The 20,705-nt window shown below is 52.5% G+C and carries 24 protein-coding genes and 1 riboswitch; of the genes, 15 read left to right on the forward strand and 9 right to left on the reverse strand.

The features are described from left to right. Positions 1–26: 26 nt before the first annotated feature. The gene (locus KNP75_RS04045) at positions 27–1,391 is read right to left on the reverse strand and encodes an alanine/glycine:cation symporter family protein (RefSeq protein ID WP_251128278.1); all 1,365 of its coding nucleotides are present in this window, start codon (positions 1,389–1,391) and stop codon (positions 27–29) included. A 111-nt stretch (positions 1,392–1,502) separates the two neighbouring features. Between KNP75_RS04045 and KNP75_RS04050 the strand changes: the two genes are divergently transcribed. The 8 genes from KNP75_RS04050 to KNP75_RS04085 all read left to right on the forward strand — a co-directional run bounded on the left by KNP75_RS04050 (position 1,503) and on the right by KNP75_RS04085 (position 8,519). Continuing rightward, positions 1,503–1,775 carry an acylphosphatase gene (locus tag KNP75_RS04050; protein WP_034778432.1) on the forward strand — a complete coding sequence of 91 codons (273 nt, stop codon included), beginning with the start codon at positions 1,503–1,505 and terminating at the stop codon, positions 1,773–1,775. Between the two features lie 241 nt (positions 1,776–2,016). Then, a complete protein-coding gene (gene brnQ, locus KNP75_RS04055; protein ID WP_034778429.1) occupies positions 2,017–3,336 on the forward strand; it encodes a branched-chain amino acid transport system II carrier protein in 1,320 nt (439 codons plus the stop codon). Positions 3,337–3,450: 114 nt separating this feature from the next. After that, a complete protein-coding gene (locus tag KNP75_RS04060; protein WP_034778427.1) occupies positions 3,451–4,632 on the forward strand; it encodes an MFS transporter in 1,182 nt (393 codons plus the stop codon). Positions 4,633–4,649: 17 nt separating this feature from the next. Then, on the forward strand, positions 4,650–5,495 hold the full coding sequence (locus tag KNP75_RS04065) for a DUF72 domain-containing protein (protein ID WP_214706626.1): 846 nt from the start codon (positions 4,650–4,652) through the stop codon (positions 5,493–5,495). Between the two features lie 14 nt (positions 5,496–5,509). After that, positions 5,510–6,850 carry a bifunctional metallophosphatase/5'-nucleotidase gene (locus tag KNP75_RS04070; protein WP_251128191.1) on the forward strand — a complete coding sequence of 447 codons (1,341 nt, stop codon included), beginning with the start codon at positions 5,510–5,512 and terminating at the stop codon, positions 6,848–6,850. 48 nt (positions 6,851–6,898) lie between these two features. Beyond that, positions 6,899–7,279: a YutD family protein gene (locus KNP75_RS04075; RefSeq protein WP_214706624.1), complete on the forward strand. Its 381-nt coding sequence runs from the start codon at positions 6,899–6,901 to the stop codon at positions 7,277–7,279. Between the two features lie 156 nt (positions 7,280–7,435). Beyond that, positions 7,436–7,741 (forward strand): hypothetical protein, encoded by a 306-nt coding sequence (locus tag KNP75_RS04080; RefSeq protein ID WP_034778423.1) that lies wholly within the window; start codon positions 7,436–7,438, stop codon positions 7,739–7,741. A gap of 103 nt (positions 7,742–7,844) precedes the next feature. Continuing rightward, positions 7,845–8,519 carry a DUF975 family protein gene (locus tag KNP75_RS04085; protein WP_034778418.1) on the forward strand — a complete coding sequence of 225 codons (675 nt, stop codon included), beginning with the start codon at positions 7,845–7,847 and terminating at the stop codon, positions 8,517–8,519. A gap of 35 nt (positions 8,520–8,554) precedes the next feature. On the opposite strand, the gene glpX is transcribed toward KNP75_RS04085, so the two are convergent. Beyond that, positions 8,555–9,535 carry a class II fructose-bisphosphatase gene (gene glpX, locus KNP75_RS04090; RefSeq protein ID WP_215189923.1) on the reverse strand — a complete coding sequence of 327 codons (981 nt, stop codon included), beginning with the start codon at positions 9,533–9,535 and terminating at the stop codon, positions 8,555–8,557. Between the two features lie 158 nt (positions 9,536–9,693). On the opposite strand from glpX, the gene KNP75_RS04095 reads away from it, so the two are divergent. Further along, positions 9,694–10,137: a DUF86 domain-containing protein gene (locus tag KNP75_RS04095; protein WP_214797322.1), complete on the forward strand. Its 444-nt coding sequence runs from the start codon at positions 9,694–9,696 to the stop codon at positions 10,135–10,137. 4 nt (positions 10,138–10,141) lie between these two features. Beyond that, a complete protein-coding gene (locus KNP75_RS04100) occupies positions 10,142–10,912 on the forward strand; it encodes a TIGR01457 family HAD-type hydrolase (protein ID WP_214706604.1) in 771 nt (256 codons plus the stop codon). Positions 10,913–10,944: 32 nt separating this feature from the next. On the opposite strand, the gene KNP75_RS04105 is transcribed toward KNP75_RS04100, so the two are convergent. Continuing rightward, the gene (locus KNP75_RS04105; protein WP_232819607.1) at positions 10,945–11,202 is read right to left on the reverse strand and encodes a NifU family protein; all 258 of its coding nucleotides are present in this window, start codon (positions 11,200–11,202) and stop codon (positions 10,945–10,947) included. Between the two features lie 96 nt (positions 11,203–11,298). Here KNP75_RS04105 and KNP75_RS04110 point away from each other — a divergent pair, with 96 nt between their 5' ends. Then, positions 11,299–11,592, forward strand: a complete 294-nt coding sequence (locus KNP75_RS04110; protein WP_138859124.1) for a DUF1462 family protein — start codon at positions 11,299–11,301, stop codon at positions 11,590–11,592. Positions 11,593–11,630: 38 nt separating this feature from the next. On the opposite strand, the gene KNP75_RS04115 is transcribed toward KNP75_RS04110, so the two are convergent. Beyond that, positions 11,631–13,061, reverse strand: a complete 1,431-nt coding sequence (locus KNP75_RS04115) for a S8 family serine peptidase (RefSeq protein ID WP_215189924.1) — start codon at positions 13,059–13,061, stop codon at positions 11,631–11,633. A 237-nt stretch (positions 13,062–13,298) separates the two neighbouring features. Continuing rightward, complete coding sequence (locus KNP75_RS04120; protein ID WP_215189925.1) at positions 13,299–14,354, reverse strand: NAD(P)/FAD-dependent oxidoreductase; 1,056 nt, start codon at positions 14,352–14,354, stop codon at positions 13,299–13,301. Between the two features lie 97 nt (positions 14,355–14,451). Here KNP75_RS04120 and KNP75_RS04125 point away from each other — a divergent pair, with 97 nt between their 5' ends. Beyond that, positions 14,452–14,688, forward strand: a complete 237-nt coding sequence (locus KNP75_RS04125; RefSeq protein ID WP_021065517.1) for a YuzB family protein — start codon at positions 14,452–14,454, stop codon at positions 14,686–14,688. A 210-nt stretch (positions 14,689–14,898) separates the two neighbouring features. Then, positions 14,899–16,110 (forward strand): NupC/NupG family nucleoside CNT transporter, encoded by a 1,212-nt coding sequence (locus KNP75_RS04130; RefSeq protein WP_029595115.1) that lies wholly within the window; start codon positions 14,899–14,901, stop codon positions 16,108–16,110. Between the two features lie 113 nt (positions 16,111–16,223). Here KNP75_RS04130 and KNP75_RS04135 read toward each other — a convergent pair whose 3' ends face one another. Both KNP75_RS04135 and KNP75_RS04140 read right to left on the reverse strand, forming a co-directional pair. Next, positions 16,224–16,748 carry a nucleotidyltransferase family protein gene (locus KNP75_RS04135; protein WP_215190395.1) on the reverse strand — a complete coding sequence of 175 codons (525 nt, stop codon included), beginning with the start codon at positions 16,746–16,748 and terminating at the stop codon, positions 16,224–16,226. A gap of 129 nt (positions 16,749–16,877) precedes the next feature. Then, on the reverse strand, positions 16,878–17,465 hold the full coding sequence (locus tag KNP75_RS04140) for an ECF transporter S component (RefSeq protein ID WP_029595118.1): 588 nt from the start codon (positions 17,463–17,465) through the stop codon (positions 16,878–16,880). 159 nt (positions 17,466–17,624) lie between these two features. Further along, positions 17,625–17,766: riboswitch (FMN riboswitch) on the reverse strand. Between the two features lie 97 nt (positions 17,767–17,863). On the opposite strand from KNP75_RS04140, the gene KNP75_RS04145 reads away from it, so the two are divergent. Next, entirely contained in the window at positions 17,864–18,220 is a 357-nt protein-coding gene (locus tag KNP75_RS04145) for a HesB/IscA family protein (protein WP_138859128.1), read from the forward strand. Between the two features lie 40 nt (positions 18,221–18,260). On the opposite strand, the gene KNP75_RS04150 is transcribed toward KNP75_RS04145, so the two are convergent. Continuing rightward, complete coding sequence (locus tag KNP75_RS04150) at positions 18,261–18,503, reverse strand: hypothetical protein (protein ID WP_029595120.1); 243 nt, start codon at positions 18,501–18,503, stop codon at positions 18,261–18,263. Between the two features lie 127 nt (positions 18,504–18,630). On the opposite strand from KNP75_RS04150, the gene KNP75_RS04155 reads away from it, so the two are divergent. Next, entirely contained in the window at positions 18,631–19,485 is an 855-nt protein-coding gene (locus KNP75_RS04155) for an NAD-dependent epimerase/dehydratase family protein (RefSeq protein WP_215189926.1), read from the forward strand. Between the two features lie 35 nt (positions 19,486–19,520). On the opposite strand, the gene KNP75_RS04160 is transcribed toward KNP75_RS04155, so the two are convergent. Further along, complete coding sequence (locus KNP75_RS04160) at positions 19,521–20,498, reverse strand: NAD(P)/FAD-dependent oxidoreductase (RefSeq protein WP_034778371.1); 978 nt, start codon at positions 20,496–20,498, stop codon at positions 19,521–19,523. Between the last annotated feature and the right edge of the window lie 207 nt (positions 20,499–20,705).

Raw genomic sequence — 20,705 nt, forward strand, 5'->3', positions numbered from 1 at the left:
GGCTGCGATTGCAGCCGGGTTTGTCGTTACGACGCCTTCTTCTCGGCGACGTCTTTCTTATAATATTTCTCGGACGTGAAGAACTCGGTCGTCAAGCGCTTCACTTCACCGCTCAACATCAAGACGGCGATCATGTTCGGGATGAGGATCATCGCGAGCATGAAGTCGAGGAAGTTCCAAATCATTTGGGCGCCGCCGATCGCACCGATGACGATCGAGGCGATATAGACGACTTTCATCAAGAAGCCGGCCTTCAACCCGAACAAGTACTCGGCTTGGCGCGACCCGTAAAAGATGATGACGATGATTGTCGACAAGACGAAGAAGATGAGCGAGATCGTGACGAGCAGGCTACCCGTGTAACCGAAGTACTGTTGGAATGCGATCGTCGTCAGAGCGGCCGGGTCGTTCATGGCGCCGGCCTCTGTCCATACACCGGAAGACAAGACGACGAACGCCGTCGTGCTACAGATGATGAGCGTATCGATGACAATCCCGATCACGGCCCAGAAGCCTTGACGGACCGGATGATCCGTTTGGGCGGCCGCGTGGGCGATTGGTGCCGTCCCGAGTCCAGCCTCGTTCGAATACAGACCGCGGGCGAAGCCCCAACGAATCGTCTCGGCAATCGCGGCACCGGCGAAACCGCCAAGGGCAGCCATCGGTTGGAATGCGTACGAGAAGATGAGCCCGAGTACTTCCGGGATTTGCGAGAAGTTCATTAAGACAATGATGAACCCGGCACCGACATAGACGAGCGCCATCGCCGGGACGATGACCTCTGTCACTTTGGCGATCCGCTTCACTCCGCCGAAGACGACGAGCGCGACGAGGCCCGCGACGATGAGTCCGGTCACGAGCGTATTACCGTCGAACGTCTCGCGGACGGCCGAACTGACGGCGTTCCCTTGGACCATGATACTCGGAATGAGTTCAATCATGAGGGCGAAGGCGAACCAAGAAGCGAGCCATTTCAACTTCAAGCCTTTGGCCATATAGTAGACGGGACCGCCGACAAATTCCCCGGCCTCGTTTTTCTCGCGGTAACGGACAGCGAGGACGCTCTCCGAGAACTTGATGGCCATCCCGACGACGGCGATGACCCACATCCAGAAGATGGCACCGGGACCACCGAACATGATGGCAGCCGGTACCCCGATGATATTGGCAGCACCGATTGTCGACGACAAGGCCGACGTGAGTGCTTGGCGAGGACTGATGTCGCCTTCGCCTTTTGGTTTTTTAAAGACACTGCCTAACGTTTGTTGCAATATGTATAGCGGGTATCGGAATTGGAAGAACCCTAAACGAATCGTCAAATAAAGTCCAGACAAGACAAGTAATGAGATGATTGGCACTCCCCATAGCCAATCCGAAAACGTCGTCACCATATTCACAAGTTGTTCCACATCACCACTCCTATCCATTATTTTACTTAAATATTATTTCCTAACTATAGCGTCATTAAACCTGTTATTTCACATACAAGGAGGAATACATGCATGAAACAAGCACAACATCTCATCGTATCGGGTCGTGTCCAAGGGGTCGGTTTCCGCTACTTCGCTCAAGCGACAGCGCTTGAATACGGCATCACGGGTTGGGTTCGGAACTTGAATGACGGGACGGTCGAACTTCAAATCGAAGGAGACGCGGAGAGACTCGAATCTTATAAACGTGCTTTATATGACGGCAATCGTTTTGTCGGGGTCGAACGCATCGAAGCCGAAGAGGCGACGATCGAATCCTTCCGGAAATTCGATATCCGTTATTGACCATTTCTCTCATAAAGAGCAATCCTTCCTCATTTGCTCGCCGATAATTTGTAAAATGAGGGAACGGTTCCATATGAAAAATCCACATTTCAAAAAAATAAACATCATTTTTAAGGATAGGGTGGTCAAAAAAATGAAAGTGTGTATAATGAAATAGACCAAGCGCTTTATTGTCAGAAAATTTAGTCATTTGATTCATTGGGTAACACGGAAGGTATTACATGTATGTGGAGGTAGTTGTATGAAAAAATCGACATTATTCCCGTTAGCGTTCACGATTTTCGCATTATTCTTCGGGGCCGGGAACTTGCTGTTCCCACCGATGCTAGGTGCGATGGCAGGACAGAACCTCGTCCCAGCCCTAGTCGGCTTCGTCATTACCGGCGTCGGGCTACCATTACTCGCGCTCTTCGCAGTCGCGCGGGTCGGCGGTGGGTCTGACCAAATCGCTCGGTATATTCCGAAGCGTCTTGCTCTCGTCTTGACGGGATTAATGTACGTGGCAATCGGGCCGTTCTTCGGGATTCCTCGGACGGCAGCCGTCACGTATGAGATGGGAGTCGTACCGTTCCTCGGTGCGCCATCTACGCTCACGCTCGCAATCAGTTCAACTGTCTTCTTCGGATTAACGTTCTTCTTGACGTTACGCGCTCAAAAATTGATTGAAATCATCGGACGCATCATCACACCAATCCTCTTGCTCTTGCTTGCGGCAATCGGAATCACGAACCTCGTGGCTCCACTCGGGAAGCCGGTCGCACCAGCAGAAGGATATGAGACATGGATCGGTGCGCTCGGGGAAGGTTTCAAACAAGGTTACTTGACGATGGACGTCTTCGGCGCACTCGTCTTCGGGGCCATCGTGCTCGTCACGCTCAAAGCGAACGGTATGACAGACCAAAAAGAAGCGTCTTCGCTTCTCCGCTCGTCAGGCTTACTTGCCGTCACATGTTTGATGCTCGTCTATATCTCGCTCGGATCGATCGGAGCGAATATGACGGGTCAAACGGGGACGACAGATGGCGCAAGCTTGCTTCAAGCGTTCGCCGGTTCTTCATTCGGACAAGTCGGAATGCTCGCACTTGGGGCAGCAGTCTTCCTCGCTTGTTTGACGACAGCGGTCGGGCTCATCACTGAGTTCTCACGCTTCATCAGCAACACGTTCGAATCACTCAAGTATTATCAGGTCGTTATCGCGACGACGTTGTTCGGCTATCTCATCTCACTCGTCGGACTCGGTACGTTGATTCAAATCGCGGTACCGCTTCTCACGCTCTTGTATCCGGTCATGATCGCACTCGTTCTCGTGTCGATCACGGAACGGATTCAACGCAACCCTCACGTCGCCATGAAGGCGACAGTGTATACGGCCCTCGTGCTCTCGCTCTTTGAGACGACACACGGTTTGGCGCCGTCTGCTGCAACCGAATGGATCACGAACTTGCCGATGGCCGAGATCGGGCTCGCCTGGGCGGTTCCAACGTTGATCGTGTATGTGATCACGCTTTTCTTACCGAAACAACGTTCCAATCAATCACTCGCTCAATCACGCATCTCATAAGCAAGTGAACGAACACCCATCCTCTGGTCAAGGATGGGTGTTTTGCTGTCTTATCGTTTGCTCATTCCATTCATCAACAAGTAAAATGAAAGGATGAAAAGGAAGTGACATACATTGACGACTAAACAAAAGAAACAATTGGCGATTCTCATGTTGAACATGTTCATCGCTGTAGCAGGATTCGGGATCATCATTCCGATCATTCCTGATTATTTGAAGATGATCGGAGAAGGCGGCACTGCTGCCGGTCTCATGATCTCAGTCTTCGCAGGGGCCCAGTTGCTCATGTCGCCGATCGCCGGGAAATGGGCGGATGTTTACGGACGCCGTCTAATGATTATTTTAGGTCTGATCGGCTTTACCGTCTCGATGGGCGTCTTTTACTTATCTGACAACCTGACCGTCCTCTTGATTTCACGGGCAATCGGCGGCGTCGGGGCCGCGCTGTTGATTCCGGCGATTTTCGCCTACGTGGCCGACATCACCACGCTCAAGCAACGGGCGAAAGGGAACAGTTATATTTCCGCGGCAATGTCGCTCGGGATCGTTATCGGACCGGGGATCGGTGGTTTCTTCGCTGAGTTCGGTTTGAAGGCGCCACTTCTCTTGTCGGCGATCGTCTCGTTCGTCGCCGTCATCTCGTCGATCATTCTATTGAAGGAACCGGATCGAGAGCCATACGTTCAAACGAGCGAGAGCGAGTCGTTGCCGCGCCAACTCGTGTCGTCGACACGGAAGCCGTATTTCTTCGTGCTCGTCATCAACTTGGTCATGGCGTTCGGTTTGATGGCGTATGAATCTGTCCTCGGCTTGTTCGTCAGTGAGACGTTCAGCGCGACACCGCAACAAATTGCGGTCATGATCACCGGGACAGGCATCGTCAGCGTCATCGTGCAGCTGTTCGCCGTCGACCGTCTCGTTTCATTGCTCGGTGAGATCAAAGTCGTGCTCATCTTCATCATGCTCGCCGCGCTCGGCTTCTTGTTCTCGCTGTTCGCCGGGTCTTACACGATTTTCTTCGCCGTCACGTTGATTATCTTCTTGTCGACGTCGATTTTACGACCGGTGTTGAATACGCTCGTGTCGAAAATGGCCGATAAGGAACAAGGGTTTGCGATGGGGATGAACAACGCCTATATGAGCATCGGCAATATCGTCGGGCCGACGCTCGCCGGGATTGCGTTTGATATCGATATGCGCTATCCGTTCGTGATGGGACTCGTCCTGTTGCTCGTGACGTTCGCCGGAACGTTGAACTGGTCGAAGCGGAAAGCGACGGCCACGTTCGAACAATGATGTGAGGAGGGAACATGATGATTTATGTCGGTGTGACGGGATGGGGCGACCACGATTTGCTCTATACGAACCCGGAAGAACGTAAACATAAACTGTCGACCTACGCGGGGCATTTTCCGACCGTCGAGATCGATTCCTCGTTTTATGCGATTCAACCTGTGAAGAACTATGAGAAGTGGAACCAGGAGACACCAGAAACGTTCCAGTTCGTCGTCAAAGTTTCCAGGGAAATGAGCGGACATGACCGCGAACCGAAATTACCGCTCGCCGAACTGTTCGAACGATACCGGACCTCGGTCGAACCGTTGAAGCAGGCCGGAAAACTCCGGGCCGTGCTCGTCCAGCTGCCGCCGTGGTTTGACGTCTCAAAGCCGCATCTCGATTATTTGCGGACGATTCGCGACGAGTTGAAGGACTATGACATCGCGATCGAGTTCCGCAATCCGACTTGGTTCTCCAAGGCGTTCCGGGAGCGGACGCTCGCTTTCTTGACGGAACTTCGGTTCATCAACACGATCTGTGATGAGCCGCAGACGAAAGAGAGCAGCATCCCGTTCGTGCCGGTCGTGACCAATCCGGAAGTGGCCGTCGTTCGCTTACACGGGCGCAACACGGCTGGCTGGCTTAGAAAACCAGGAATGACGAGCCAAGAGTGGCGTCATGTGCGTTGTCTGTATCGCTACAGTGAAGACGAACTGCAAGAGCTCGCGGCGGCGCTCAAACAAGTCGACGCAGCGGCGAAGTCGGTGTACGTCTACTTCAACAACAACTCGGCCGGAGACGCGGTACCGAACGCCAAACGGTTGATCGAGATCCTCGGTGCCGAATATGAGCTCGCCCCGAGCCAAATCAGCCTGTTCTAGGAAGGGGAATCGTCTTGAGAACGATCACGATGTATCATTATAATGACTTACATTCGAAATTTCATAACTGGCCGCGTCTCGTCTCGTTTTTGAACGAGCACCGGACAGAAGAGACGCTCGTCTTCGATCTCGGCGACCATGCCGACCGGACCCATCCGGCGACGGAAGTGACGCGAGGACAAGTGAACGTCCGCCTGCTCAATCGCGTCCAACCGACGGCGGTCACGATTGGGAACAACGAAGGCATCACGTTCCCGCATGACTGGCTCGCCCATCTATACGAAGAGGCGGAGTTCCCGGTGTTGCTCGCGAACGTCTATCAGGCGGATGGCACGAGACCCGATTGGGCGACGGAGACGCTCGTCATCGAACGAGACGGACTCCGCATCGGGCTGTTCGGCGTGACGGCACCGTATGAAGAACTTTATCCGGAACTCGGTTGGGCCATCGAAGCGCCGCACGCGGCGACGAAACGTGCACTTGAAACACTCCGAGACTGTGATGTCGTCATCGCCCTCAGCCACCTCGGTTTTTATGCCGATGAGCGGCTCGCCGAAGCGTTTCCGGAAATCGATGTCATCCTCGGGGCCCATACCCATCACGTGCTCGATGACGGGGTCGTCACGAACGGCGTCTTGATCGCCCAGGCCGGCAAATACGGTCAATACGTCGGGGAAGTGGAACTCACCCTCGATGGGAACCGAATCATCGAGAAGCGGGCCAGTTTGCATGACTTGACGGAACGAGAGACAGATGAAGCGACGGTTTCAACCTTACAAGAAGAATACAGCCAAGCCGAGCGGCTGCTCGACGTGACCATCGCTGACACGCCGGGTTATCCGAGCGACTGGTTCGGCCCATCTGCCCTCGGTGAACTGTTGGCAGGCGGGCTGGCGGACTGGTGTGACGCTGAAGTGAGCGTGATCCCGGCAGGCGTCCTATTGGAAGGGTTATTGCCGGGGCACGTCACGCTCAATATGCTTCACCGCATCTGTCCGCATCCGATCAACCCTTGTCTGCTCTCGCTGGACGGAGCCACGCTGATCCGTTTTTTAAACGATGTCCAAGAAGAAGCGTTCACGACGATGCATGTCCGCGGCCTCGGGTTTCGCGGAACGGTGCTTGGCGCCCCGATTGTCCACGGACTCGAGTTGAGGCATGGTCGCTATTACGTCCACGGTCAGGAAGTCGAGCTCGATGAGACGTATCGCGTCGCCACGGTCGACATGTTCACGTTCGGTCCGCTCCTTCCTTACTTGGCCGACCAGACGAAGCGTTACTTCATGCCAGAACTGCTCCGTGATGTGTTGCGGGAAACGATTGTGACACGCCATAATGCCATCCGAAAAGGATAGGGGCGGGGCCGGTTGGCATGATATGATAGGAGAGTGGAGGTGTGAAACATGATTAGAGTGAATCGCCACGGCTATACCGTCATCGAAGAAAAACGGGACGGTTTTGACGAGGAGGCATTCATCGCACGCTATAGCGACGTGCTCGATAAGTATGATTATATCGTCGGGGACTGGGGTCACGGACAACTTCGGTTGAAAGGATTTTATGAGACAAAATCCAAGTTCGCGACATATGACAACCGGATCGACCATGTGATGGATTACGTGTATGAATACTGTAACTTTGGGTGCCCGTTCTTCGTGCTCAAGAAAGAGACGGAAATCGATGAGGCGGAAGACGGTCCGGTCTTCGGCGGCACGAAACAACCGCTCAAACTGAAACGCAAATTCAATAAATCGGAAGAAGCTGAGCCTTCGACCGGCATATGACGCGCTGATGACATCAGCGCTTTTTTTGTTACATTTATTTTCCAAATGTTTCTTTTAGGTGAAAAGACGGTGTGACAGGTTTGGGGGTGGGAAAATTGTGATAACTTATATTTATAGCAATTGTTTCTGTTCGGGTTTTGGAAGTGAGGTGGAAGTATGCAACACGTACAAACGGCGACCGTCGGTGACCGCGATGACGTCCACAACCGAATTCATAACTTCGGTCTGGGCTTACTTGCGATGTTGTTCTTCGGGTTAGGGAGTATCATGACGTTTTACTTCACGGCCGCAGTCCTTCTCTATGAGGTTGTCCACGTATTGCTGATCCGCCGCTTTGAATATCGTCAGGCGTTTCTGAGAAGCCGTCTATTTAAAATCATTTCGTTGGCGGCAGTGGCCACAGGTGTGCTCTTATTTATTTTATCGATGTCACAGTTTTTCATGGGCAATGTGATGTATTGAGGGGGAGGGAAAAAACCTTTTCCCTTTTTTCGTGGTTTTTTGAAACTTTTCTGGGGGCGATGACGTACACTTAGGAAAGACCTCACAAAAAGGATGATGAAAAATGACTGCACAGTTAAAACAACATGCACAAAAAATGTTAACCGGAAAGCGTTGGCTGATGGCCGGGCTATTAATTTTATTCGTCGTCTTGAACGGGATTCCACAATCGTTCGCGCCGCCTGTCCCTGTAGACCCAGAGGCGATACCGACGGCGGCTGACACGGGACTTACGTTCTTGTCGCTTCTTCTCACTTTGTTGATTGCACCGCTCACGATCGGATGGGCGTGGCTCGTCCTTTCCGTTTCACGCGGCGAGCGGCCAGGCGTCTCAAAGTTGTTCGAACCATTTAAAACGGGCTACGTCAAGCACGTGCTCGCCCCGTTCTTCATGGGATTGTTCATTTTCTTATGGACGTTGCTCCTCGTGATCCCGGGAATCATCAAAGGGTTCTCGTACTCACTGACGTATTACATTTTACGGGACCAACCGGAACTATCGGCCCTTGAGGCGATCACGGAATCACGCCGCATGATGGATGGGCATAAGATGGACGCGTTCAAACTTGTCCTCTCATTCATCGGTTGGTTCTTCGTCGGGGTGTTCACACTCGGAATCGGTTTCTTGTACGTCTACCCGTACTTCACGACGACGTACGCGACGTTCTACGACTCGATTCGTCAAGCGGAACGACCACAGACAAACCATGCCGGAACGGATTTCGAACAAGGATTCTAAACGAAAACCTCCGCTCATCGAGAGCGGAGGTTTTATTATGCGTTGATTTCTTGTTTTTGGAGGTATGGCTTGAGTGACAACGTGTGCTCGGCGACGACTTTACGAATCGTCTTCGTTTTCGAGCGCATGACGAGCGACGTCGTTTCGACGATATCGTCCGTCAAGAATTTGACGCCGTCGAGCAGTTCGCCTGACGTGACGCCTGTCGCCGCAAAGATGCAGTCATCGCTCTTGACGAGGTCGTCGATTGTGAGCAATTGGAGCGGGTCTTCGATGCCCATCGAGATGACGCGCGCCGTCTCTTCTTCGTTCATCGGGTGAAGGCGTGCCTGCATGTCGCCACCGAGCGCTTTGACGGCCGCTGCCGTGATGACGCCTTCCGGGGCGCCGCCCGTGCTGATAAAGATGTCAATCGGATTTGATTTGACGGCTGCCGCGATTCCCGCCGAAACGTCTCCGTCTTCGAACAGCTTGACGCGAGCGCCCATGTTCATCGCCGCTTGACGCAAGTGCTCATGGCGATCACGGTCTTGCATGATGACCGTGACTTCTTCGATACGCTTGCCGTTATAGAGGGCTGCCTTCTCGATGATCGATTCGAGCGGTTCGTCGAGCGAGACTTTGCCTTTCAAATTCGGTCCGACGACGAGTTTATCCATATACATATCCGGTGCGTGGAGGAGGGCGCCCTTATCGGCGACCGCGATGACGACCATGGCATCGCCGAGCCCTTTGGCGACGATTGACGTCCCTTCGAGCGGGTCGACCGCGATGTCGACTTCCGGCCCAAACGTCGTGCCGAGACGTTCACCGATATAGAGCATCGGTGCCTCATCGAGCTCGCCTTCACCAATCACGACGGTGGCGTCCATATTGACCGTCCCGAGGACTTCACGCATTGCTGACGTGGCTGCGCCGTCTGCTTCGTTCTTTTGACCACGACCGATCCATTTTGACGAAGCAAGTGCTGCTGCCTCAGTTGCTCGTACGATCTCTAGCGCTAATTCTCGTTCCATAGTGTTGTACCCTCCACGTGATGTCTATTTAATGTGTCATACTATTTATTGTGTTAATCCGTGGATTAGTGTATCACAATCGGATAAATGATGTAAATAGGTGAGATTCTTTTCTCGAACGAGAAAAAGGATTACTATAGGAGGCAGGGGGGATTCCGATGTATTTTGTGAACAGAGAAAAGATTAGCGAGACGTTGGCCCATATGGAGACGATGCTCGGTCGACTTGATCAACTAGAGGGGGACGCCTTCACGGTCGAACTGGCGAAACAGCGGTTGGCCGTCCATTTGATGGAAGGCGTGATTGATGTCGGCAATTCGATGATTGATGGCTTCATCATGCGCGACCCGGGCAGTTATGAGGACATCGTCGATATTTTGCTCGATGAACGCGTGCTCGATGCCGAGACGGCAGTAGCCGCAAAAGCGCTCGTGGCGCTGCGGGCTCATTACGTCCGGGAGTTCGTCACGGCAGACTCGGACCGATTCGACGCTTGGGTCGAGCGCTATAGAGCGACGTTCGAGGCATTCCCAGAGCAGGTTCGGCATTATATCGAAGTGGAACTTGGACCTGTATCAGCATTTCTACCAGAAAGCGAGTGATTGGATGGATTCGATTAAAGGATACTTATTTGATTTAGACGGCACGATTTATGCGGGGACAGCCCCGATTCAAGCAGCGGTCGATTTCGTGAATCGACTCGAAGCAACGGGCTTCCCGTACTTGTTCGTCACGAACAATGCGTCGATGACGCCGAAACAAGTGGCAGATAAGCTCGTCTCGATGGGTGTACATGTCACACCGGAGCACGTATTGACGAGCGCGATGGCGACGGCCCGTTACATCGAGAAGATGACGCCGGGCGCGACGGTTTACATGATTGGGGAAGACGGCTTGCGTTTAGCACTTGAAGAACGTGGCTTCCACGTGACGGAAGAGGCGAAGGCGGACTATGTCGTCATCGGGCTCGACCGCCATATCACTTACGAGAAGTTGGCGAAAGGCGCACTCGCGATTCGTTCCGGTGCCCGCTTCATCTCGACGAACGGCGATATCGCCATCCCGACCGAACGTGGCTTTTTGCCGGGGAACGGGGCGCTCACATCAGTCTTGGCTGTGACGACGGAAAAAGACCCATTCTTCATCGGGAAACCGGAACCGGTCATGGTCGATATCGCCCTTGAGATGATCGGTCTCACAAAAGAAGAGGTCGTCATGGTCGGGGATAACTATCATACTGACATCTTGTTCGGAATCAACGGTGGGCTCCGGACGCTTCATGTCAATTCGGGCGTACACGGTCCGGCCTTTATCCAAGAACAAGAAAAGCTCCCGACCTATATGGTCGAAAGCTTAGATGAATGGACGCATGCATGAAAAAAAGGGATGACTCACGTCTCCCTTTTTGTTTAGAATACTTGTTCGACTTCAACGATGCCAGGTACTTCTTCGATGAGCGCACGCTCAATCCCGGCTTTCAAAGTGATGGTTGAAGATGGGCAGCTGCCGCATGCACCCATCAAACGAAGTTTGACGATGCCTTCTTCCACGTCTACGAGTTCGACGTCACCGCCGTCGCGAAGCAAGAACGGGCGTAATTTATCGAGTACTTCTTGGACTTGATCAAACATTTCCATGGTATCTACCCCTTTCTGGTTCCCTTTCATTCTAGCAAGTTTGAGATTGTTTCTCAATCATTAACGCTGAGCGTTTTGTGACGATACGACTTATTGAATTTTGTATAATAGGAGAGAACAGGGGGAATGGACATGAAAATCACGGTATATGGGGCTGAGGTGCAGTGTGCGAGCTGCGTCGGGGCACCTAGCTCGATCGAGACATATGAATGGTTGCAAAGTGCTCTTGCCCGGAAATATCCGGATCAGGCGTTCGAGTTCGAGTACATCGATTTCGAGACGGCGGACGACGACATCGCTGAGGCGATCAAGCAAGACGAGTGGTTTTATCCGCTTGTCCTCTTGAATGGGGAAGTCGTGGACGAAGGGGTCGTCCAGTTACGAAAAGTCTACTCGGCCATCGAGCAGACGACAGCATGAAAAGAGTCGAGCGACGATTGTCGTTCGACTCTTGTTCGTTACAGAAGGCGGAACGATGACGTCGCCGAACCAGCCGTGTAGCCAGTGAGCGTCGCATCAGCCTTCACTTGGTACGTGCCGCGCTGTGATGAAGAACTTGTCGAGAGCGTGAACGTGATGGCGCCTGTCGAACTTGTCTTGCCTGTCCCTGTGAGCGTCGTGCCGTAAGGTTGTGTGACCGTCACACGGACGTCGGCGTTTGCGACCGGTTGGCCGTTCGCGTCCCGCACCGTCGATGAGATCGATACTTGCTCACCCGCGTAATAAGTCGACTTCGATGTCGATACTGTCGTCGCGAGTGCTTGAACAGGTTGTGACGTCCCACCAGACGCTGGAGCTTGGACGAGTCCGTTTCCGAACCAGGCGTCGCGTCCAACCGCGCCAAGATCGATCGAGTCTTGTGACAGTTTTGAGCGGAGTTGTGCGCTCGACAACGTCGGGAACGCTTGCTTCATGAGAGCGAGGTTACCAGCGACGTACGGTGTCGCCATCGATGTCCCGCTCATCTGGCCGTATCCTCCAGTTGCGAGTGTCGAGTTGATGCTCACGCCTGGTGCCGCGACTTCGACCGTGCTGCCTGTAGCCGAGAATGAAGCGCGATTGTTGTTGATGTCCGTCGCTGCGACAGCGATGGCCGAGCTGTATCGGGCCGGGTAGTTGACGAGGTCGCCCGATCCGTCGGTGCGTCCGTTGTTACCGGCTGCCGCGACGACGAGGATGCCAGCATTATTGGCACGGTCGACGACTTGTTGGAGCGTTGAGGATGGACTCGTCGTCCCGAGACTCAAGTTGATGACGTCCATATCGTTCGTGATCGACCAATCGATCCCGGCGATAATACTCGATAGGCTACCGCTACCGTTCGCCTCGAGTGCCTTGACGGCGTAAATGCTCGCCTCGTGGGCAATCCCGACGGTCCCAATGCTGTTGTTACGGGCCCCGATGATACCAGCGACGTGCGTCCCGTGACCGTTGTCATCGGCGTACGAGCTCGTGACCGTGCTGAATGAGGCACCGCCCGAAATCGTCAAATCAGGATGCGGCGAGATCCCCGTATCGACGACCGATACTTTCACGCCTTTCCCGGTGTATCCGCTCTGCCAAGCCGATGGGGCTTTCAATTTCGGGATGCCCCAGTCCTGGGTCTGGTTCTCGATTTGTACCGTTTGATCGACTTCCACGTGGGCGACGTGCGGGTTGTTCTTCAGTCCGTTCAGTGCGGCTTTCGGTACTTCAAGCGCTGCGGCTGGAATGTTTTTGTACTGTTGGCGAACTTCCATGCCTTCGATTGAGAGCGGGATATTCTTCGCTGACTCTTTGAAGACGACGATGACGCGTTCTTTCGATTTGTTGGGAGCAGCTTCCGCGGCTTCCGGGACGGTTGACAAGACGAGCAATGAGGCGAGGACGGTGCTACAGATTTTTTTCAACTTGTTTCCTCCTTCGGGTTATGTAGGCGAGGTGACACGAAGTCGTTCGGCCGTGACCCTAGAGTAACAAGTTTTGCCAACGGGTAGAATATGTCAATCGAATCAATAATCTGAATATTTAGATAAGGATACAGGGGATTCAGATACAAGACTTTTGGCTCAACACGATGGTGGCTGAACGACAAATGGATTGCTTTACATTAAAAAGGATCGACCGAGATGGTCGACCCAGGCATGTTATTTAATGACTTTATGTTTCCAAAGAATTCCGGACTTGAGCAATCGCGCGACTTTTCCGGTGAGCGACTGCTTGCCCATGAAGACACCGAATCCGGCCTTCTTCCCAAGCGATCCTAACGTGCCTCGGAGTTTGATATCCGGCAAATCCGGATATGCGACACCTTTCCATTTACAGAGTAGCACTTGGACGATCTGTTCGGCCTGCGCTTCTGCGAGCTGACCCGAAGGTGCATACGGCAGGCTGGCGTTGTCCCCGACGACGAAGATATCGGGCTGTTCCGGGACGTAGTGGTGTGGTGTCAATTTGACACGTCCCCCCCCATCGAGTTCCCAACCTTGGTTGCGGACGACGGCGACCGGTTGAATCCCGGCGGTCCACACCGTCAAATCGGAAGCGAAGTGCTGTTCATGGTTCCATAACCCATCGGCGTCGACCCGGACGATGTTCGAGTTATTGATGACTTCGACACCATGTTCCTCGAACCAAGACTGGACATACATCGAGACGCGGTTTGATAGGAACGATAGGACGGACGGGCCGCGGTCGAACAAACGGACCGTCAAGTCGGGACGACTCTCGCGCAGCTCGCTGGCGAGCTCGACACCGGACAGGCCGGCACCGACGATCGAGACGACCGATCCCGGAGATAGGCCGTTGATTGCTTGCTGGGTCTTTCGTGATTCTTCTAACGTTTGGATGCTGTACGTGAACTCGGCGGCACCGGGTACGTTGTGATACTTGTCCTCGCAACCGAGGCCGATGACGAGGTCGTCGTACGGCACTTTTTCCCCGCTCGCGAGCAGGACCATTTTGTCCCCCGTATCGATATCGGTGACTTGGCCGTATATGTAGTCGACCTCTTCTGGAAAATCGATGCGGATGTCACGATCCGACACGGTCCCCGCCGCAAGTGCATAATACTCTGTTTTTAATCCATGGTAAGGTAGACGGTCGATGAGTGTGATCGATACGTCCTTCAGCTGATGGCCGAGGACACGTTCGATTACACGCATACCCCCGTAACCGCCTCCCAAGACGACTAATTTGCGCATAAAAATCCCCCTTTGTTACACTTCAACTGTATCATGTTATAATACGCCGTAGAAGAACCATTTTCCTGCTTTGAAGGAAAGGGGAAGGGTGAATGACATGATGAATCCGATCATTGAGTTCTGTGCCTCCAATTTAGCGATGGGTTCACAAATCGCCCGCGCCAAATTAGAGTCCGATCCAGACTTAGACGTCGTCGAATATGGCTGTACGGGCTACTGCGGCGTCTGTTCGCTTGACTTGTTTTGTCTCGTCGATGGTGAGGTCGTGACCGGGGATACACCGGAACAACTCGTGACGAATGTATATGAAAAAATTGAAGAAATGGCATGGTGAAAAAGTTTGAAGGACCTTCAAACTTTTTTTATTTTGACCGTTTTGACCCGTTGCATTTTTAAAAAGGGTCTGTTATATTCAAAGAGGTTCGAATGTAGGTTGTCTGACGTTTAACAACAGAAAAAGAAAGCGTTTCAAACGGTAGGACACATCTCGATTCGGGTATATCACATTATCAGGTTTCCCCAATATGAAAGGAGCACAACACCAATGAATATCATGAGCGTGGTTGGTATTTTGGCACTAATTGGAATCGCTTACATCTTCTCGACCAACCGTAAAGCCATCAAATGGCGCACCGTGCTTGCCGCTTTCGCGGTACAGTTTACGTTCGCCTTCCTCGTCCTCTTCACTACAGTAGGACGTAACGCGTTAGAATGGATCTCAGGAGGCGTCCAGAACGTCTTGAACACGGCGAACGCCGGGATTAGTTTCGTCTTCGGTACAGCTGTCGGCGGAGACAACTTCGTCTTCGCGTTCCAAGTGTTGACGATTATCGTCTTCATGTCGTCACTCATCGCACTTCTCTACTATGTAGGTGTCATGCAGTGGGTGATCCGTATCCTCGGTACGGCTCTCGCCAAAGCACTTGGCACGTCACGTAAAGAGTCGCTCTCAGCGACAGCGAACATCTTCGTCGGTCAGACGGAAGCGCCGCTCGTCATCAAACCTTACCTTCCAACGATGACACAATCGGAACTCTTCGCTGTCATGGTCGGTGGTCTCGCCTCGGTTGCCGGTTCAGTTCTTGCTGGATACGCTGCTCTTGGTGTACCGCTCGAGTACTTGCTCGCAGCGAGCTTCATGGCTGCTCCTGCTGGTCTCATGTTCGCGAAAATCATCGTCCCGGAAACAGACGTACCGGATGACGATATCGAAATCGCTGAAGATGAAGAGAACAAGGCAGCGAACTTCGTCGATGCAGCCGCTCGCGGTGCCTCTGACGGTCTCTTCCTTGCTTTGAACGTCGGTGCGATGCTTCTCGCCTTCGTTTCATTGATCGCGCTCGTTAACTTGATTCTCGGTGGAATCGGTGGCTTGTTCGGTTTCGACGGTCTCACGCTTCAATTGATTCTTGGTTATGTGTTCGCACCGCTCGCATTCGTGATCGGTGTGCCATGGGCAGATGCTGTTCAATTCGGTAGCTTCCTCGGACAAAAACTCGTGTTGAACGAATTCGTCGCTTTCTCTGAATTCGCACCAATCATCGGTTCTGGTGACCTCTCGGCACGTACGGAAGCTATGATCGCGTTCGCACTCTGTGGATTCGCCAACATCTCATCACTCGCCATCCTTCTCGGTGGTCTTGGTGGAATGGCGCCGAACCGTCGGAACGACATCGCGCGCATGGGTGTCCTCGCGATTCTCGCAGGTACGCTTGCCAACTTGATGTCAGCGACACTCGCTGGTCTTCTTCTCTAATCAAACACGGTATACTCAGAGTGATCACTTCGGTGGTCACTCTTTTTCGTTGTGACGTTTATGAATGAACAGCAAAAAACCGACCGTAAGGCGGTGGGTTTCACTAGTGTTTATCATCCCTGACGAGGTATATCCACTTCTTGGAGTCTCGGCCAAGTGGCTTGCCAATTCTTTTTATTAATCCGGGCTCGATAAATATGATGTTGTGAAGAGTCGTTCGCAAAGGCCGGGGTCGGTCGTAACTTTAGTTCGACTATGTCGTCGATACCGTAAGGGGCGGCCAGCTTCAAGCGTCCGCCCGCATCAAGACTGACACCGATGGCCGTGACCGTCTCAGGGAAATGGGCCAAGGCGTCGACCGCAGATTGATACGGTGGCAATTGATTGACCAGATGCATGCGGGCCTGGTTTTTGACCGACCAAGGGACGTTCGGTAACAGGTCGTGCAGTTGTGCCTCATACTGTTTTTCAATCGCCTCGTCGATGTGAGATCGGTCAAAGTAGATGACATCGACGTCCTCGGTCGGCGTCGGTACTTCGTAGCCGTGCGCGTCATCCCATATTTTTGCCCGCACGTATCCGGCACAAATCCACCAATCGGGTAAACCGAGCGAAGCGACGATTGTCAACAGACGCATCAGTTCCACATCAGTCTCTAAAAAATGGGTCACATCTTCAGTCGTGTTCAATCCATCTCCTCCTATTCTCTCATTAGCATAGCGTACCTATACAAAAAGCACCTAGACCGGGGTCTAGGTGCTTGTCAGTTACGCTTGAAGTTGCATGCGCTGGCGTTCGATCCACGGCTTCAATTTGAGGAAGAGTGGGACGAACAAGGCGCTGATCAACAAGGCCTTAATGAAGTTGAACGGCAAGATACCGTATAGGACGAGGTCCGTTTTGACTGCCGGTTGCGCCATCTCGGTCATGCCGAAGAAGAACGCGTAGGCTGGTAAGATGAGCAAATAGTTCAAGATCGCCAAGCTGAGTGCCATCGTGATCGTACCGGCCACGAGGCCTGAAGCGAGCGCTTTATTCGTTTTACGTTTATGGTAGAACCATGCGACCGGATACATGAAGGCGACACCTGCAAAGAAGTTCGCGACTTCACCGACCGGAACGCCGCCACCGTTGAAGACATAGTAGAGGACGTTTTTTAGAGCGACGACCACGACGCCTGCGAGTGGGGAGAACACGATCCCGGCGACGAGCGCGGGAATGTCACTGAAATCCACTTTTAGGAACGGTGGTAGGAAAGGCAGCGGGAAGTTAAAGAGCATGAGGACAAAAGAAATGGCCCCGAGCATCGATAGCGTCACCAGTGTTGTCAATCGTTTGTTGCGCGTTGTTTTCATCAAAATCTCTCCTTTTGTCGCTCCTTGATGAATGGCACCCGTCGCATAGAAAAACCCGATTGTATCAAACAATCGGGAGAGTTTACGCGCATACGAAATAGATGCTCTCATCGGTGTTTAGACCACGCCGAAGAAAACATCCGGATATCGGTCGGATGCCGCCATCTTCTCCCATCCAGACTTTACTGTCGGCTTTCGAATCTCACGAAATCAGCAAGCAACGCCTTGCTCGCTCACGGGCTGAGAAGAACTTGTCTTCAATACCGCCGGTCGGGAATTTCACCCTGCCCCGAAGATGGAACGATTTAATTTTTTTTGTTACAGTTTAGTTATACAAGATATTTCACAAAATCTCAAGTCAGTTGACTTGAAGTTAAGATAACGAAGGAGGAGTTCAGATGATTCATTTGACAGAATCAGCCGCATTACAAGTCATCGATATGATGAAACAGACCGAACGCCCCGACGACCAGTACTTGCGGATCAAAGTGCAAGGGGGCGGGTGTACCGGCCTGTCTTACGGGATGGGGTTTGATGAGGATAAGACAGACAAGGACGTTCAGTTTGACCACCACGGCGTCCGTGTCATCGTCGCCGAAGCCGATCACGGGGTCGTCGACGGTCTCGAGATCGACTATAAGCAGTCGATGCTCGGAGGCGGCTTCACGATTAAAAACCCGAACGCCATCGCCACGTGCGGTTGCGGCTCGAGTTTCCGGACGGCGTCGAACGCCGGGACACCTGGGGATTGCTAAACGAAAGGCCAATCATGTTCATGATTGGCCTTTTTTGTATTCAGTCTGTCTCTTCAATCAGAATTAATCGAATGAGTTTCGAAGCCGCGTCTAACTCGATTTGATGTTGCCAAGGACGAAACGCTGTGATTTTACACGTGTCGTTCGTGATGCGGAACGAACAGACGCTCTCTTCCTCTTGGTCAAGGACCGAGTAACGGCTGAAGTCCGATAAGCTTTGGTAAATGGCATATTGTGTCGGTAATTCACACGACCATCCTTTTTCTAATGTGATCTGATGCATGCGTCTCGCCTCTTTCTTGTCTATATATATAAGAATAACAAAAATATTCAAGGATGTGGAAGATTAGTCGAGAGGATGCAAGGGAAAATGAAAAGAGATGTCATTTCATGTAGGAGGGGCAGGGACGATGAGAAAAGTATTGATTTTCGGTGGCTCACGCTATTTTGGAAAGCGGTTGGCGCTTCGGTTGGCGGAGGCCGGTGACGATGTGACGATTGTGACGCGTGGACAACTGCAAGTACCCGAGGCGGAGGGCATCCGGTCGATCAAAGGGGACCGGCAGTCGGTGGCGACGATGAAAGATTTGTCACGCGACCATTACGACCTCGTCTATGACAATATTTGCTTTAACCCGTACCAGGCAAAGATCGCCTCGGACGCTTTCATGGACCAGGTCGGTAAATATGTGCTCACGTCGACGATGTCGGTTTATGCGCCAGACGCCGAGTTGAAAGAAAGTGATTTCAATCCGCTCCATCATGACTATCATCTCGAATCCGAACATGATTACGGGCAAGGGAAGCGAGAGGCTGAGTCTTATTTCTTCCATCGCGCCTCGTTCCCGGTCGCGACGGTCCGCTTGCCAATCGTGCTCGGACCCGACGACTATACAGACCGTCTCAAGTTTTATATCGACGCCGTCCGACGGGAAGAGCCGATCGTGCTGCATCATCCGGAAGCGAAGATGGGATTCATCTCAAGCTTTGAGGCGGCCGCCTTTCTAGAATGGGTCGGTCGGGCGAACGTGACCGGACCGTTCAACGCGGCGAGTGAAGGGGTCATCTCGCTCGGGGCACTCATGGAACGGATCGGCCATCACTTAAATAAACCGGTCCAGATCATCAAAGATGGCGAGTCGTCGCCGTACGATACGGACGTCGACTATTATATGTCGATCGCGGAGGCGAAAAAGGCCGGTTTCGTCTTCACCCAACTCGACGACTGGCTCGACCGGGTCATTGTGCAAACAATCCGCAAATGAAAAATGGCCCTCATCATGAAGATGGGGCCACATCGTTATTTCCCGGCAAATACCGAAGTCGAATGTTGCGGGTGACGCGCTGTCGGGTCGACGAGCTGCTTCACTTGGTTGATGGCGATCGGGGCTTCACCGAAGCCTGTCGCAATCAATTTCACTTTTCCTTCATAAGTCGCGATGTCACCACAGGCGAAGATGCCGGCGACCGTCGTCTCCATGCGTGAGTCGACGCGGATCGTGTTCTTCTCGAACTCCATGCCCCAGTTTTTGATTGGGCCGAGCGATGAGACGAAACCGTAGTTACAGATGAGGTCGTCGATTTCGACGAATTTCGATTCGCCGTCTTTGTCCGTCAATTCGACCGACTCGATGTGTGTCTCACCTGAAAGTGATTCAATGTTATATGGTGTCCAGACGTTGATCGTCGAGGCCTTCATTTGCTCGACCGTATGCTCGTGGGCACGGAAGCGGTCACGGCGGTGAACGATATGGACTTCCTTCGCGATGCCTTCGAGCATGAGTGCCCAGTCGACAGCCGAGTCACCGCCGCCGGCGATCATGACGCGACGATCACGGAATTTCTCCATGTTGTCGACGAAGTAATGAAGGTTGGCATAGTCTTCACAACCATCGAGACCGAGTGGTCGTGCGGCGAATGCCCCGTTCCCGGCCGTGATGATGATGGCTTTCGTATGGTACTCATCCTTGTTCGTCGTAATCTGGAACGTGCCGTCTTCAAGACGTTCGACCGTCTCGACCGTCTCCCCGAGGCGATAGTCCTGCTCGAACTGATCGGCTTGGGCTTTTAATTGGTCAATCAAATCTTGGGCTTTCACTTTCGGGAAGCCGGCGATGTCGTAAATATATTTTTCTGGATACAGTGTCGATAATTGTCCGCCGAGCTGCGGCAAACTTTCAATCAACGCCGTATCGAGTTGGCGCATACCTGCATAAAATGCGGTGAACAGTCCGACCGGGCCGCCACCGATGATGATCACATCTTTCGTCGATTTCATCGAATTCCTCCTCAAAACGTATACATCCATTATAGTGACAATCGTGAATTAAATCCATTCTGTACAAACATCCTATACATTCAAAAAAAATTCAAGAAGATAAGCTTTTCCATTGAGAAAACGAAATAAACAGCGTACAATGAACGAGAAGCAATTGTGAACATTGGTTGAACAAGGTTTAGGCTTTATTGTGAACATTCATGTGAA

This window comes from Exiguobacterium sp. s6, from assembly GCF_018618155.1.
Lineage (GTDB): Bacteria > Bacillota > Bacilli > Exiguobacteriales > Exiguobacteriaceae > Exiguobacterium > Exiguobacterium mexicanum_A.